This window comes from Bacillus sp. JJ1503, from assembly GCF_036965125.1.
In the GTDB taxonomy this organism is placed as follows: domain Bacteria; phylum Bacillota; class Bacilli; order Bacillales; family Cytobacillaceae; genus Cytobacillus.
In genome coordinates this window covers 7,016-22,103 of the sequence record NZ_JBALOZ010000005.1, presented here as the reverse complement: position 1 = coordinate 22,103, position 15,088 = coordinate 7,016, and the positions used below count along the sequence as shown (strand labels likewise).

Below are 15,088 nucleotides of genomic sequence, written 5' to 3'. Positions count from 1 at the left end.
CTGCAAGATGGTGAGTAAAACACAAATTTCTAAGAGGGATCAACATCCCGTAAAGGCCCGATTATAGGAACACAGACTAAGAACGCCACGTCCTGTGGCAACGTCTGTGTGACCCACATCCTGTGGGCCGCAACTAACAATCAGTGGGGGATAATGCCGACTAAGATCTCCACGTCCTAATGTCTTCATCTGTTTTAGCAATTATTATGCGTTGGAAAACCCTCACTGATTGAAGTTTCACTTTATTGTTTAAATATTCCGTAAAAAGAGATATGATAAGATTATCGATTATTATTTAGGGATTCGAAGTATTGTATAAATATAGTGCTAACACTCGAAAACAGCTTTGGAGGAAGACGAATGTTAAAGGTATTATCCTATTTAAAGCCCTACCGGATAGCGGTTGCTGTTGCGCTTGCCTTAACGCTGACAGAGCTTGCTGTCGAACTTGTTCAGCCCTTGTTCATGGCAAAGATTATTGACGAGGGTATTTTAAAAAGTGATCTATCTGTTGTTATTAAATGGGGAAGCGTCATGCTTGTATTTTCACTTATTTCTTTAGCGGCAGGTGTTCTCAATTCCTTTTATGCAGCCCATGCAAGTCAGAGCTTTGGATTTGATATTCGCAGAAGCCTATTTGAAAAGGTGCAATCTTTTTCTTTTGCCAACTTTAATCTATTTCCAGCATCATCTCTAATTACGAGGATGACGAATGATATCACCCAAATCCAAAATACGTTATTTATGAGTCTGCGAATTATGCTTCGGGCTCCACTGATGATTATTGGCGGGCTTTTCATGGCATTTTTCGTCAATGTGAAGCTGGCACTTATTTTATTCATAGTTGTTCCTTTTTTATTTATTTTTCTAAAGTGGCTCATGAGCATCGGGGGAGCTCTATTCAAAACGGTCCAGGAAAAATTGGACACGGTGAATGGTGTCATGCGAGAAACCTTAACAGGTATTAGGCTAATAAAAGCTTTTATTAGAAGGAAGCACGAAGTAAAACGTTTTACACGTGCAAATGAGGATTTAAAGGATCAAACTATTAAGGCATTGAGATTAATGGAAATTACGATGCCTGTGCTATTGATTATTATGAATATCTCGATTATAGGTGTGCTCTGGTTTGGAAGCATCCAGGTGAATAGCGGCGGAGTCAAGGTTGGGGAAGTGGTTGCTATTGTCAACTATGCGACTAGAATTACCGGGGCCTTCTCGATTTTTTCCTTTATTATTATGGCTTTTTCCCGTGCTCATGCCTCTTCCAATCGGATTGTTGAAGTTCTTGATGCAAAGGTGGACCTTTCTGATCAGGTGGATGCAGATTCAACTTTCCATGTAAAAGAAGGGAAGGTTGAATTTAAGCAAGTTACCTTTCAATATCCAGATACAGAATCACCAGCGCTTACGAATATTACTTTTACTGTTAACCCTGGACAAACGGTGGCGATATTAGGGGCAACCGGCTCAGGAAAAACCTCTCTATTTGAGCTTATCCCAAGACTTTATGATGTGAATGATGGGGAGGTTCTGATTGATGGAATCAATGTCCGTGAAATGAAAATGGAAAATCTGCGCAGGAAAATTGGATTTGTACCGCAGGAATCTGTTTTGTTTACTGGTACAGTAAAAGAAAATATTGCATGGGGAAAAGAAAATGCCTCTATGGACGAAATTATTGAAGCAGCAAAAGATGCCCAAATCTATGAGACCATCAAAGGATTTCCAAGTATGTTTGAAGCGAAGCTTGGGCAAAAGGGAGTGAATCTTTCAGGGGGGCAAAAGCAGAGACTATCCATTGCGAGGGCCCTAGTTAGGAAGCCCAAAATTCTTCTTCTGGACGATAGCACAAGTGCTTTAGATAGGAGAACAGAGGCAAAGTTGCTTGAAGCTTTAAAGAATTATACATGTACGACTTTCATCATCACACAAAAAATTAGCACAGCGATGGAGGCAGACCGGATTTTACTTCTGAAGGAAGGGAAACTCCTAGCAGAAGGAACCCATGAATCCCTGTTAGAGAAATCTTCACTCTATCGAGAAATCTTCCGATCTCAAATGAGAGAGGAGAGAAGAAATTATGCTTAATGAGATGAAAAGACCGTTTCAATATAAGAAAAATACGTCTTTAAATGAAAAACTTCATGAAAAAGCAAAGGGAAAACAAAAAACTAAATCAAGGAATTACAAGCAAACGATAAAAAGAATCTGGCAATTTCTTTCCTATAATAAAGGGTTATTATTTCTAGTTCTATTAATGGTTCTTATTAGTTCATTTTTAGGGCTGCTAGGTCCCTTTTTAGTTGGAATGGCCATTGACAAATATATTGTGACTAAAAGCAGCGATGGCTTTATTACACTCCTTTTTGGTCTGGCGGGAATTTATGCTGCTTACTCGCTTTCCCTTTGGTTTCAAAATTACTGGATGATTGGTATTGCGCAAAATACAGTCTTCGAAATGAGGACTAAGCTTTTCAAGCATTTGCATAAGCTCCCCATTCCCTTCTTTGATAAACGACAGCATGGAGAGTTAATGAGCCGAATTACAAATGATATTGAAAATGTCAGCTCTACTTTAAACAGCTCAGTCATTCAGATTTTTTCTAGCATACTTACCCTTATTGGCACAGTGTCAGTTATGCTTTGGCTAAGTCCGCTATTGACTTTGTTGACCTTAGCTATAGTTCCACTTATGTATTTAGGGATGAAGTGGATTACGAAGCGGACAGGGGTATTATTTAAAGAGCAGCAGAGAAATCTCGGTGAAATGAATGGATTTATTGAGGAAACCATATCTGGGCAAAGAATAATTAAAACTTTTTCCCAGGAACAGAAGGTAACGGATGAGTTTGCAGAAAAAGCAGAGAGGCTAAGGGGTGCAGGATATTGGGCGCAGACATATTCAGGTTTTATTCCAAAGCTGATGAACTTCCTTAATAATCTTAGCTTTGCAATCATCGCAGGCATAGGTGGAATCTTTGCATTAAAGGAACTGATTTCCATCGGAGCCATTGTCATTTTTACAGAATACTCCCGCCAGTTTACCCGTCCATTGAACGACTTAGCTAACCAATTTAATACACTTCTCTCAGCAATTGCTGGAGCAGAGAGGGTATTTGATATTCTTGATGAAGAGGTTGAATTGCAAAATGAAAGCGCCCTTCAAGAAATTTCAAATGTAAGAGGAGAGGTTGAATTTCGCGATGTAAACTTTTCTTATGAAGAGGAAGGTAACACGGTAAGAAATATTAATCTTCATGTTTTTCCTGGTGAGACCGCTGCATTTGTCGGACCTACAGGTGCTGGTAAAACAACAATGATTAATCTCCTGTCACGATTTTACGAGGTGGATAGTGGATGTATTCTTATCGATGGTCAGCCTATTTCGGCAATAAAGAAAGAAAGCTTGCGAAAGCATATGGGGTATGTATTGCAGGATTCCTTTTTGTTTCAAGGAACGGTTATGGAGAATATTCGCTACGGAAGGCTTGAAGCAACTGACGAGGAAGTGGTCAAATCAGCTCAAATGGCAAATGCACATTCATTTATTATGAAGCTGCCTAATCAATACAACACATTATTAAACCAAGACGGAAATGGCATTAGTCAGGGGCAAAAGCAGTTATTATCCATTGCAAGGGCATTTCTGGCCAACCCGTTAATTCTCATTTTAGATGAGGCTACAAGCAGTATTGATACGATAACTGAATTGAAAATTCAGGACGCATTGCTGGAGTTAATGAAGGGAAGAACAAGCTTTGTCATTGCACACCGTTTAAATACAATACAAAATGCAGATCGAATTTTTGTGCTTCATGAAGGAGAATTGATTGAAGAGGGAACACACGAGTCACTACTTAAGCAAAAGGGTTTTTATTATCATTTGCATGGACAGACAGAGGAAAAAGCAAACGTTTAATAATAGAAGGGCATGAATAAATCATTTCGATTTTTCATGCTTTTTTCTATTGAAGCTATTTATAGCGCATTTAAGTATCCACCTGTTTATTAATAACTAAAAGTCTATAATGATAAATGCTCCACAGCCTTATCCACAGAAAAGATTCCACAAAACCATTCTATGAAAGGACCTTTAAGCAGTTACCCACACTACCCACAACGCTATGTGCAACTCATGTTCAAATATTAGCCATAATTAAATTTATATTTGTGAAAGATTAGTGAAAGCCATTGGCAAATGATGCAAAAAGGATTATATTAAGAGTGTAGAAAGAAAGTGAAAAACTTCACAAAGTGAATTACTTTCTTTCTAGAATAAAGCTGGCCGGCTTTCAATTAATGTAAAAGAAAAATTTTTTTAGCGAACTATGTGAATCACTTCACAAATAAATATATTCAATTAGGAGAGGATTATTATGAAATGGTGGAAAACTCCGCAAGCAGCGATTGCATGGACTGTGTTAAGAATTTGGTTAGGAATTCAGTGGATTGAAGCAGGGTGGGGTAAAGTAACAGGCGGTTTTGATGCTGGTGGATTTATACAAGGAGCCATTGCCAAAGCGGGAGGCGATCACCCGGCAGTACAAGGCTGGTACGCAGCATTTTTAGAAAACTTTGCTCTACCGAACGCAGATTTATTCAGTACCCTAGTTGCATATGGTGAAGTTCTAGTAGGAATTGGACTTATTCTTGGAGCAGCAACCATTCCAGCACTTATTGCAGGCGCATTTATGAACCTTAACTTTTTATTAGCCGGAACAACAAGCGTAAACCCTATCCTTTATACTACTGCCATTATTCTACTATTCACAGGTAGCGGTGCTTATTTCTGGGGCGTAGACAGAATTGCAATTCCATACGTTAAAAACCTTTTAGGAAAAGGCGGAAATACTACTGAAAAACAAGCAGCCTAATTGTTAATCGTAATAAGCAGCAAGGAGCCAATCCTTGCTGCTTATTTTTTTAAGACTTTCGTTGCTTTCCTTTAACTCTTTGATTCGCAGCATTGGCACGAGCTTGAGCCTCAAGATCTGCCTGATCGGCTAGCTCTTGTGAGAATTCCTCATCGATACCATCAGATTTCATATTTTTTGGTACTTGTGGTAGTGAAGCTTTATTTTTGTCTCGAGATCTTTGTCCGCGTGAACGACCCATTGCAAAAACCCCTTTCAACAATAAAGTACGGAAACCAAAAGTTGCTTCCGTATTTTATTGTTAACAATCCTGCCAAAAATATAGATGGGAATTAATGCTTTGGTCTATCCACATAACCGCCAGCTCGGTCAGCCATTTTGAATTCGCGGGAGTATAGAACCTCCTGAGTTGCTGATAATGATCGTTTCTTCTTATCCTTTGTTTTTTTATCCAAATGGATCACCCTTTCAAAAAAATAAGGTGAAAATTCACACCATCCTTATTTTTCCCTTAAGTGAAAAGTTTGATACTAGCTTTTAGTAGATATCTGCTAAAGCTTCATTTAAATGCTTAAAGAGAAACGGATAGCCATTGGATGCAAGTTTTTCAGGGAGCACCTTTTGTCCTTCAAGTACGAGTATGCTCATTTCACCTAGCACGGACTTTAATGCAAATCCTGGTGCAGGTATCCAATGTGGACGGTGCAGTGTCTTCCCTAGAATTTGCCCAAATTCTTTCATTCTGACAGGATGGGGTGCGGTAAAATTAACGGGGCCCTCTATATTTTTATTTTCCATACAAAAAATGATGCCGTTTACAACATCTCTTAGATGAATCCAAGAAACCCACTGTTCACCCGATCCGACTTTTCCTCCGGCAAAAAGTTTATAAGGAAGGGCCATTCTTGGAAGAGCCCCATCAGTCTTATCAAGAATAATGCCAAAACGGCAGCAAACGGTACGAATGCCTAACTCCTTTGCTTTAAATGCTTCAGTCTCCCATTTCTGTACAGTAGTCGAAAGGAAGTCTGCTCCCTTTTCTGAAGAGTCCTCCGAAAAAGTATTTGTAGGTGAAGTGCCATAATATCCAATAGCACTGGCATTTATTAAAATTTTTGGCTTTTTATTCAAATGTACTAAAATCCTCAATACTTCTCTTGTTGCAGAAATTCGGCTATCCAGAATTCTCTTCTTGCGGGTTTCCGTCCATCTCCCGCTATTAATGGATTCACCTGCTAGATTTATTAAACCATCGATCCCTTCTAATTTTTCTTCTGGAACATCCCCATCATTTAACCATGAGATATATTTAATCTTATCAGTGTTATTTCTTATACTTGCATTTCTCGTTAGGATAATAATTTCATGCCCGTTCTTTACTAATTCCTTTGCCAATGCTCCACCAACAAAGCCAGTTCCACCAGTCAAAGCAATCTTCATGGATCTATCCTCCGTAATTAATCTTTTTCATTACATGTTCTCTATATATTTCATAAATCCTTTTTCAAATATGGTACATTAAAGATGAGGTGATAAATATGCCTATCATTACAAAAATTTCTGTACAGGAAAAAAATAAAGATCGTTATAATATTTTTTTGGATGAAAAATATGCCTTTAGCGTGGATGAAGATGTAATTATTAAGCACAGCCTAAAAAAAGGCATGGAGCTGGACGAATTTTCTATATCTGAAATTGCTTATCAAGATGACATTCGCAAAGCGTATAACAGAGCTATCCAATACTTATCAAAAAGAATGAGATCGGAAAAAGAAATACGCCAATATTTAGCTGAAAAAGATGTAGACGAAATGATTATTAGGGAAGTTATCCATAAATTATATGAGTATCAATTTTTAGATGATAAAGAGTATGCCATCGCTTTTGTTCGGACGTCAATGAATACAACTGACAAAGGGTCTAGAATCATTCGTGGAGAGTTGCGAGAAAAGGGCATTACTGAAGATTTGATTGATTTAGCTATGAAGGAATACTCTTATGAAAAAGAATTCGAAGCCGCCAAAAAGCTATGTGAAAAATTTGTACAAAAGAATTCTCGAGACTCCTCTAGGGTGATGAGGCAAAAGCTTGAACAGATGCTTTATAGAAAAGGCTATTCAATGGAAATGATTCAAGCAGCCATTACTGAAACAGATATGGACAAAGGGGAAGATCTGGAAATGGCAGCACTTCGTTCTCATGCTGAAAAGGCACATCGGAAATTTTCAGCTCTAAGTGATTTTGAATATGAGCAAAAAATGAAACAGACGCTGTATCGTAAGGGATTTTCTATCGAATTGATTGAGCAAATGATCGAGGAATTGAAGGAATAGTTTTTTTATAGAAAATGACTCTCTTTAAGGTGTCAGGCTCCACAATAATGTTAAATTGTGGTACCGGGCACCTTTGCTAATCTTGAGCCCGCACCTGTTATGATGATGGAATTCATCCTTAAAACACCCCAATCCGTTTGCCTTAATCACATATTGTATCAAATCTGAAGATTATCTGCTGTAGCTTTTTCCCTTTTCTAATTGTTAGATTTTCAATATACTTTACTATGGATACAATAAGGATGACCTTTTACTTAGAAAAAGGTGGATGACAGGAAGGTGAATACAATGCAGGAAAAAAGATATAGCGATATGACAGCATATGAACTACAGCAGGAAATTTCAAAGCTAAATGAAAAGGCAAGGAAAGCAGAACAAATGGGAATGGTCAATGAGTATGCTGTACTTGAGAGAAAGGCAGTAATGGCAAAAGCCTATTTATTGAACCCAGATGATTATAAAGCGGGGGAGATTTACGAAATTGAAGGGGACCCTGGCGCTTACTTTAAGATTGATTATATGAACGGAGTGTTTGCCTGGGGATTTCGTTTGAAAGGCAGTGAAGGGGAAGAGGCCCTTCCAATTTCAATGCTGAAAAAAAGCTGAGAGAGGGAGAATTCCCCTCTCTCCAATTCTGCTATGATCTTTTCCTTGTTTCCGCCTCTAAAATGACGAGGTTTTGAGTGAGCTGAGTCTCGCCGTTTATTTGTGAATGAGCATGTTTTGGACGGAAATTTGGTGCTTTAATTTTTGAGTTAAAGAAATTCCGCGGTTTTGCCATTATACAGCCTCCTCAATTGGTTAAAATTCTGGTGTGTCACTATCGCGGTTTGAAGATGCTCTCATTCTTTCTTGGGGCTGTGTATTAATGGTTCCATCCGCCCTTGTAGAAGCATACTCTGCTTTCGCACGGGGCTCTCCGCCAAATTTATTTTTGATTTGGTTTGGGAAGTTTTTTGCTTTATTACGCACCATTCAAACGCCTCCTGACAAGGGATGTAAGAACGTGAAAAACAAATGCGAGTGATAAATGCTCTTCACGTAATAATAGTATTTGTTTTTCCACAAGCTGTATGATGGTCTTTTATTGGAAAAGAGGTCATGAAAATGAATGAATATCAAAAGAGATTATTTGAAAGGCTTCTTGAGAAAAATAACTTCCTTTCAGCAAGTCTTGCCCAAACATGGGTTGAGCTGCTTTGGGATGATTTCGAAACGACCTATGCAAAAGCGGGCAGGAAATATCAGGGCAGTGAAATGACTGAAAAGGTTGTTAGTCAATGGATTGAACATTATGGTGATAAGCTGCATGAATTTGTTGCCGAAAATCCAAAGTATAAACACTTATTGGAAGAGGATCCGAAGAAGCTGCATTAAAAAATATCTGGCTAATAGAGCCAGATATTTTTCATTAACCAGGGATAATATCCAGTTTTTTACGGAGTTTCTCTTCACTGAAAATCCATCCCGTATAGGATGTGATTATTTCTAAATCCAGATTTAACTGCACAACAGCAACGAAGGGGTAATAATCATTGCTGCGATAACGAAGATCGATGAAACGAACTTCATAATATTCATCATATTCGTCAATTTCCCAACGATAAACAGGAGAAAAGGATAAAAAGGCAGACAGGTTTTTATCTTTTTTAGCAACCTCCAATACTGGTGTTTCAGGCACAGGGACCCGATAAAATTGATCGATAATTTTCACTTCATGATTTTCTGCGCGTCCGACAAAAAATTGGTGCTTATTCATGACAGCAATCCGCCATTTATTGTATTTCATTGTTGGGGCAATAATGATATCAGTTGCATCAGGTATCATTCTTTTTACCTCATTATGAACTTTCTTTTGAGCCCTAAATCGAAGAATATAATAGAAAATCAACATGACGTAAATAGGCAGAAATGTATATCCAGGATGTGCACCAAATGCCCATATTAGAATGCCAACGATATGAATTCCAAATATATATGGATCAAATGTATTGATAACTCCTAATGCGATCCATTTTGATGAAAATGGCCTTAAGGCTTGGGTCCCATAAGCATTGAAAATATCAACAAAAACGTGGAGAAAAACAGCGATAAACGTCCAAATCCAAAGATGGAGTAAATTCGCACCTGGAAAGAAAGGGTAGATGACGGAAGTAAGTACTATAGGCCAAAGGAGAACAGCAGGAATAGAATGGGTAATCCCGCGATGATTGCGTATATAGACAGCGTTGCTTCTTAGCTTTAATACTGTATCAATATCGGGGATTTGTGAACCGACAATGGCCCCAATCATTACGCTCGTTGTTGTAGCTGAATTTTCTGCTACGACCGGATCAAGAGTAGCTATTCCAGCTAAAGCGAGACCCATTACAATATGTGTGCCTGTATCCAAGAGGAAAAACCTCCTTATTATAGAAAACATTATAGGGTTAATTTTATTATGTTTTTGCTTGTTTCACCACAAAAAGATGTTAAATTTATAAGAGTTGCTTAATTGAAGCAAAAAGTTCAAATATTGTTTACAATCAAAGAATGCAATCTCCTAGAAATGTGTGTCAAACATATAAACATACGTCTATATAATTTTCCCGTTTTAACGATTGTTAATCCTTTTTAAAGGATTGTACTACTTTTTTACAATATCTTGGAGGAGAAAAATTGAATAAAAATCAATTAGAAGAGCTTAAACATATAGATATAAACACCTTTCAGCACGATTTAATCAGTTGGTTTCGGGCTGAACAAAGAGACCTGCCCTGGAGAAGAGACAAGGACCCTTATAAAGTTTGGGTTTCAGAAATTATGCTTCAGCAAACACGAGTTGACACGGTCATTCCCTATTTTAATCGGTTTATAGAGCTGTTTCCGACAACTAAAGCCTTAGCGGAGGCTGAGGAAGATAAGGTGCTGAAGGCTTGGGAAGGATTGGGCTATTATTCTCGGGCGAGAAATCTGCAAACGGCAGTCAGGGAAGTCGAGGAAAAATATGGAGGGAGGGTTCCGAATAATCAAAAGGAAATTTCTTCGTTAAAAGGAGTAGGACCTTACACTTCTGGGGCTATTCTTAGCATCGCTTACGGGCTTCCAGAACCTGCAGTTGATGGAAATGTAATGAGGGTTTTATCAAGAATATTATCAATATGGGAGGATATTGCAAAGCCATCGACTAGGAAAACATTTGAAGAGGCGGTAAGAAAGCTCATCTCTCATGAAAATCCGTCCTATTTTAATCAAGCTTTGATGGAGCTCGGAGCCTTAATCTGTACTCCTACATCCCCAAAGTGTTTATTATGCCCGGTTCGCGAGCATTGCCACGCCTTTCACGCTGGAACACATACTGAGCTTCCCGTTAAAACAAAAAATAAAAAACATCGTCATGTCCGTATTGCAGCTGCGGTTCTAACAAATGAGGAAGGTCGAATTCTGATTCATAAAAGGGATGATCAAGGGCTGTTGGCGAATTTATGGGAGTTTCCAAATGTAGAAATTCTCTTGCCCTATGAACACGAATCTAATCAGTTAGTGGAAGTAGTGAAACAGCAGTTTCAGGCTGACGTTCAAGTCAACGAAATGATCGGGCAAATTGAGCATGTCTTCTCCCATTTGACGTGGAATATCAATGCCTATAAAGGCAAGTTGCTTACACTTGAAAAAGAAGCAGATGATTTGAAGCTCGTTACGCTGGAGGAAATGGAACAGTATGCTTTTTCTGTTTCTCATCAGAAAATATTTAAGCAATTTATGGAAACGATGAATCTCTAATGTAGAAAGATCCAACGTAAGTGTTAATAATAAAAGGTCACATTGATGAACTCAATGTGACCGCTACTTACATTCTCAGCAGTCAAATATCCAACATCACTCACATCATGACCTCTTCGTATTCTTTAACCCCCCGCGATTTTGGATTTCCTCCGTAATTTCCCTTTGGATCGTTTGACCCTCCGCATTTAAATACGGGACAATTTGCTGGAAGGAATGGTGAAAATAAGTTAGCTCCTGATCTTCCCAATCTGTTTTGGACATCATTGACAGCTCAGTCATGTCTCGGCCGTTATACATAATCCTCTTCCTTTCATCTATCATATTTAGTATTGTTCTGATCTCAATTGCTACATATACATGAAAAAGATAAAATGGGCATTAGAAGAATTTGGCGAAATGTTAGTGATTTTTTCATAACACTGCCTATATGAAGAAAGGAATTGGGATAATGGCACAAAAAGTAGCATTAGTAACTGGGAGCAGCAGGGGAATTGGAAAAGCAACAGCTATCAGATTGGCAAAGGATGGCTATGATATTGTCATTAATTATGCGAGAAGCAAAACTGCTGCAATGGAAACAGCTGCGGAAATTGAAGCATTAGGAAGAAAGGCTTTAATTGTAAAAGCAAATGTCGGTGACGTAGAGAAGATAAAAAAGTTATTTCAGGAGATTGATCAGGAATTTGGCAGGTTAGATGTTTTTGTAAATAATGCCGCTTCTGGGGTTTTGCGCCCCGCAATGGAGCTTGAAGAATCTCACTGGGACTGGACAATGAATATAAATAGCAAGGCTTTATTATTTTGTGCCCAAGAGGCCGCAAAGCTAATGGAAAGAAACGAAGGAGGCAAAATTGTCAGCATCAGCTCGTTAGGCTCCATTCGCTATTTGGAAAATTATACAACTGTAGGCGTTTCGAAAGCCGCTTTAGAAGCCTTAACAAGATATTTGGCTGTTGAGCTTGCTGCTAAAAATATTACTGTAAATGCAGTATCAGGCGGTGCTGTAGATACAGAGGCACTCACACATTTTCCAAATCGAGAAGAACTTCTAGCCGAAGCAAGGAAAAAAACACCAGCTGGGAGAATGGTTGAAATTGAAGATATGGTGAATGCGGTTATGTTTTTATTAAGTGATCAATCAAGCATGATTTGTGGCCAGACAATTATTGTTGATGGGGGAATATCCTTACTCGTTTGATTAAGTGTTGAAATGAGACTTTGCCATGATTAACAGCCGTTAGTAGAGAGGACAAGATATTTTCCACCCCAGCTGCAGTTTTTTAAAATTCTAGGATATTTTTTCTGCGCTTGGTTAAATTAAAGAGCGTGGAGGTGATAATCATGGCAAAACAACCAAACCAATCTCAAGCTGGAACTAACATTCAACAAGTTAGACAACAAAACGCTCAATCTGCTGGTGCTGGAGCAGCTGGTGCTCAAGGCCAGTTCGGTACAGAGTTTGCTAGCGAAACGAATGCTCAAGAGGTTAGACAACAAAACCAACAAGCTGAAGCTAAAAAAGCTCAAAACTCTGGTCAGCAAAGTCAGTAATTTAAATGGAAGGCGCTCTTCATTCGAAAGGGCGCCTTCTTTTTTTTGCTTGTTATCTCCTTTACAAGTCTATTCGATCGGGCTTGCGGATATAATGCTCTAGTATGGCAGTACTTTGATTTCCTTCAGCCCTTCTTTTTTCGACAAAACCTCTATCTAATCAACAGAAGTAGTCAATGGAAAGACAAGGTTATGGGCGAATACATACAAAAGAAAAATAAATGGGACGGTGAAACAATCAAATGAAAAACTTTAACCATTTAGTATCCGAACAAATGCAAACGATGGAAAAGCTTCTATTTCTCCAAAGTGAACTTGAGCGCTGTGAGGAAATAGAGGAGGAGCTCAATGCCCTCCAAGAAGAAACCGAGCTTGAAAGTATTCAAATCGAAATTTCGAATTTGCGAAAAGAGCTTAAAGACATACATCAGCTGTTCGAAACGCAAACAGAAGAGGTTATTCGCTCCTATCAGGATATGAAGGTAACCGTTTGACAATAGATCAATTAGATACGTAGATGAATATTTAATACTAGTGAATCGCAGCAAAAGTAAAATTTATATCCCTATACTGTTTTTCTTTCAGCCATTGACGATTTTCAATGGCTCTTTGTTTTAAATTTCTACTTAAACCGTTATAATAATAGAAAAAAGTATTCGTTCTTTGTTGCCTTTAATCATTTGTAAAATTTATTGGAGACATGAGTGGGATAAGATTATGGAAAAGTAAATGAGCTTCGTGCATATGATCTTCTTTTCTCACCTCTCATCTCCCGACAGTAGGAGGACAAGCCTTGTCTCTCTTATTTGGATAGGTTGCAAAGCCCGGGATTTATTGAAAGTAGGGGAAAATGAATGGCCGTACCCAGAGAAGGAGAACCAGTACAAATTCATAGCTATAAACATAATGGGCACATCCATCGCGTCTGGGAGGAAACAACCGTTTTAAAAGGAACACAAAATTTGGTCATTGGTGGAAATGACCGGACTGTTGTAACGGAATCTGACGGAAGGACATGGATTACGAGAGAACCAGCAATATGTTATTTTCACTCCCAATATTGGTTTAATGTCATTGGAATGATTCGCGAGGATGGGATTTATTATTACTGCAATATTAGTTCCCCATTTATTTTTGACGGGGAAGCAGTGAAATATATTGATTATGACCTGGATATTAAGGTTTTTCCAGACATGACCTTCAATCTGCTCGATGAGGATGAATACGAGAAGCATCGTCAGGAAATGAATTATCCCGAGCCTATCGACCATATTTTAAAATCCAATGTCGATCAATTAATTCATTGGATTCGTCAAAGAAAAGGTCCATTTGCACCCGATTTTATTGATATTTGGTATGAACGATATCTTACCTACAGACGTTAATGAAAATGGATGAAAGCCCAAATGGCACGCCTGTTGACCGATGAATCAACAGGTTTTTATATGTTTAAAAAAGGTAAGAGGGGGAAACAAGTTGGACAGCATCCGGCGTTATATGCATTTTGTTAAGCCATATCGCCTGCAGATTATCATTACGCTCATCATTGGAATCATAAAGTTTGCGATTCCCCTATTAATTCCATTACTAATCAAATATGTTATTGATGATATTGTAGGGAGTTCAGACTTGAGCAGTGCTGATAAGACAGGCAGTTTATTCAAAATAATGGGCATTATGATTATTATTTTTGTCATTGTTCGTCCGCCGATTGAGTATTATCGGCAGTATTTTGCCCAATGGGTAGCGAGCAAAATTTTGTACGATATTCGTGATGGCCTATTCACACATATACAAAAGCTAAGCTTTAAATATTATGCAAACACGAGAGCTGGCGAGGTCATTTCAAGAGTGATCAACGATGTTGAACAAACAAAAACATTTGTTATTACTGGATTGATGAATTTATGGCTCGATATCGCTACGATTATTATTGCTGTAGCGATCATGATGAAAATGGATTTTAGTTTAACGATTGTTTCATTAATTCTTTTTCCGTTTTATGGGTTTTCCGTAAGGTACTTTTTCGGCAACTTAAGAAAGCTGACAAGGGCTCGTTCACAAGCATTAGCGGAAGTCCAGGGTTATCTCCATGAACGAGTTCAGGGAATGGCTGTTATAAAAAGCTTTGCCATTGAAGATTATGAACAAACTCAGTTTGATAAGCAAAACGATAATTTTCTAAAGAAAGCCATTGATCATACAAAGTGGAATGCAAAGGCATTTGCCGTTGTTAACACTATAACGGATGTTGCCCCATTGCTTGTCATTGGCTACTCAGCCTACCAAGTCATTCAAGGGGATTTATCTACAGGAACAATGATGGCGTTCATTGCCTACATTGATAGGTTATATAATCCACTCAGAAGACTTGTAAATTCATCAACAACTTTAACTCAATCCATTGCCTCTATGGATAGGGTGTTCGAATTAATAGATGAAAAATATGATATTGATGACGCCCCGAACGCAGTGGAATGCAAAGCTGTTCATGGTGATATAGATTTTGAACAAGTGAGCTTTGCCTATGATAAGAAGGAAGAGCTTGTTCTTAAAAATATT

Annotated in this window: 19 protein-coding genes; 12 read left to right on the top strand and 7 right to left on the bottom strand. The window is 38.3% G+C overall.

Annotation, left to right across the window (positions count from 1 at the left end):
• Positions 1 to 360 precede the first annotated feature (360 nt).
• The 3 genes from V7149_RS00795 to V7149_RS00785 all read left to right on the top strand — a co-directional run bounded on the left by V7149_RS00795 (position 361) and on the right by V7149_RS00785 (position 4,877).
• The gene (locus V7149_RS00795) at positions 361 to 2,091 is read left to right on the top strand and encodes an ABC transporter ATP-binding protein (protein WP_335343780.1); all 1,731 of its coding nucleotides are present in this window, start codon (positions 361 to 363) and stop codon (positions 2,089 to 2,091) included.
• Entirely contained in the window at positions 2,084 to 3,922 is a 1,839-nt protein-coding gene (locus V7149_RS00790; RefSeq protein ID WP_335343779.1) for an ABC transporter ATP-binding protein, read from the top strand. The genes V7149_RS00795 and V7149_RS00790 overlap by 8 nt, the downstream gene beginning before the upstream one ends.
• Positions 3,923 to 4,379: 457 nt before the next feature.
• Entirely contained in the window at positions 4,380 to 4,877 is a 498-nt protein-coding gene (locus V7149_RS00785) for a DoxX family protein (protein ID WP_335343778.1), read from the top strand.
• A 49-nt stretch (positions 4,878 to 4,926) separates the two neighbouring features.
• Here the strand turns inward: V7149_RS00785 and V7149_RS00780 are convergent, their stop codons facing one another.
• The 3 genes from V7149_RS00780 to V7149_RS00770 all read right to left on the bottom strand — a co-directional run bounded on the left by V7149_RS00780 (position 4,927) and on the right by V7149_RS00770 (position 6,317).
• A complete protein-coding gene (locus V7149_RS00780; RefSeq protein ID WP_335343777.1) occupies positions 4,927 to 5,118 on the bottom strand; it encodes a YfhD family protein in 192 nt (63 codons plus the stop codon).
• Positions 5,119 to 5,209: 91 nt separating this feature from the next.
• A complete protein-coding gene (locus tag V7149_RS00775) occupies positions 5,210 to 5,332 on the bottom strand; it encodes a YfhE family protein (RefSeq protein ID WP_151537531.1) in 123 nt (40 codons plus the stop codon).
• Between the two features lie 82 nt (positions 5,333 to 5,414).
• Positions 5,415 to 6,317 carry a TIGR01777 family oxidoreductase gene (locus V7149_RS00770; RefSeq protein WP_335343776.1) on the bottom strand — a complete coding sequence of 301 codons (903 nt, stop codon included), beginning with the start codon at positions 6,315 to 6,317 and terminating at the stop codon, positions 5,415 to 5,417.
• 98 nt (positions 6,318 to 6,415) lie between these two features.
• Here V7149_RS00770 and recX point away from each other — a divergent pair, with 98 nt between their 5' ends.
• Positions 6,416 to 7,210 carry a recombination regulator RecX gene (recX, locus tag V7149_RS00765; protein ID WP_335343775.1) on the top strand — a complete coding sequence of 265 codons (795 nt, stop codon included), beginning with the start codon at positions 6,416 to 6,418 and terminating at the stop codon, positions 7,208 to 7,210.
• A 288-nt stretch (positions 7,211 to 7,498) separates the two neighbouring features.
• Entirely contained in the window at positions 7,499 to 7,816 is a 318-nt protein-coding gene (locus tag V7149_RS00760) for a YfhH family protein (protein ID WP_335343774.1), read from the top strand.
• Positions 7,817 to 7,847: 31 nt separating this feature from the next.
• On the opposite strand, the gene V7149_RS00755 is transcribed toward V7149_RS00760, so the two are convergent.
• A complete protein-coding gene (locus V7149_RS00755; protein WP_335343773.1) occupies positions 7,848 to 7,991 on the bottom strand; it encodes a YpzG family protein in 144 nt (47 codons plus the stop codon).
• Between the two features lie 20 nt (positions 7,992 to 8,011).
• Positions 8,012 to 8,185 (bottom strand): small, acid-soluble spore protein K, encoded by a 174-nt coding sequence (locus V7149_RS00750; RefSeq protein ID WP_335343772.1) that lies wholly within the window; start codon positions 8,183 to 8,185, stop codon positions 8,012 to 8,014.
• A 132-nt stretch (positions 8,186 to 8,317) separates the two neighbouring features.
• On the opposite strand from V7149_RS00750, the gene V7149_RS00745 reads away from it, so the two are divergent.
• Positions 8,318 to 8,587, top strand: a complete 270-nt coding sequence (locus V7149_RS00745) for a YfhJ family protein (RefSeq protein ID WP_335343771.1) — start codon at positions 8,318 to 8,320, stop codon at positions 8,585 to 8,587.
• Between the two features lie 34 nt (positions 8,588 to 8,621).
• On the opposite strand, the gene V7149_RS00740 is transcribed toward V7149_RS00745, so the two are convergent.
• On the bottom strand, positions 8,622 to 9,602 hold the full coding sequence (locus V7149_RS00740) for a metal-dependent hydrolase (RefSeq protein ID WP_335343770.1): 981 nt from the start codon (positions 9,600 to 9,602) through the stop codon (positions 8,622 to 8,624).
• Positions 9,603 to 9,868: 266 nt separating this feature from the next.
• On the opposite strand from V7149_RS00740, the gene mutY reads away from it, so the two are divergent.
• On the top strand, positions 9,869 to 10,972 hold the full coding sequence (gene mutY / locus V7149_RS00735) for an A/G-specific adenine glycosylase (protein ID WP_335343769.1): 1,104 nt from the start codon (positions 9,869 to 9,871) through the stop codon (positions 10,970 to 10,972).
• 105 nt (positions 10,973 to 11,077) lie between these two features.
• Here the strand turns inward: mutY and V7149_RS00730 are convergent, their stop codons facing one another.
• The gene (locus tag V7149_RS00730; RefSeq protein WP_335343768.1) at positions 11,078 to 11,272 is read right to left on the bottom strand and encodes a hypothetical protein; all 195 of its coding nucleotides are present in this window, start codon (positions 11,270 to 11,272) and stop codon (positions 11,078 to 11,080) included.
• A 151-nt stretch (positions 11,273 to 11,423) separates the two neighbouring features.
• On the opposite strand from V7149_RS00730, the gene fabL reads away from it, so the two are divergent.
• The 5 genes from fabL to V7149_RS00705 all read left to right on the top strand — a co-directional run.
• Positions 11,424 to 12,173, top strand: a complete 750-nt coding sequence (fabL, locus tag V7149_RS00725) for an enoyl-[acyl-carrier-protein] reductase FabL (RefSeq protein ID WP_335355013.1) — start codon at positions 11,424 to 11,426, stop codon at positions 12,171 to 12,173.
• Between the two features lie 143 nt (positions 12,174 to 12,316).
• A complete protein-coding gene (locus V7149_RS00720; RefSeq protein WP_438824060.1) occupies positions 12,317 to 12,526 on the top strand; it encodes a gamma-type small acid-soluble spore protein in 210 nt (69 codons plus the stop codon).
• 242 nt (positions 12,527 to 12,768) lie between these two features.
• A complete protein-coding gene (locus V7149_RS00715; protein WP_335343767.1) occupies positions 12,769 to 13,020 on the top strand; it encodes a YgaB family protein in 252 nt (83 codons plus the stop codon).
• A 360-nt stretch (positions 13,021 to 13,380) separates the two neighbouring features.
• Entirely contained in the window at positions 13,381 to 13,911 is a 531-nt protein-coding gene (gene ntdP / locus V7149_RS00710; RefSeq protein WP_335343766.1) for a nucleoside tri-diphosphate phosphatase, read from the top strand.
• A gap of 91 nt (positions 13,912 to 14,002) precedes the next feature.
• The coding region (locus tag V7149_RS00705) for an ABC transporter transmembrane domain-containing protein (protein WP_335343765.1) at positions 14,003 to 15,088 on the top strand (1,086 nt) is incomplete at its 3' end.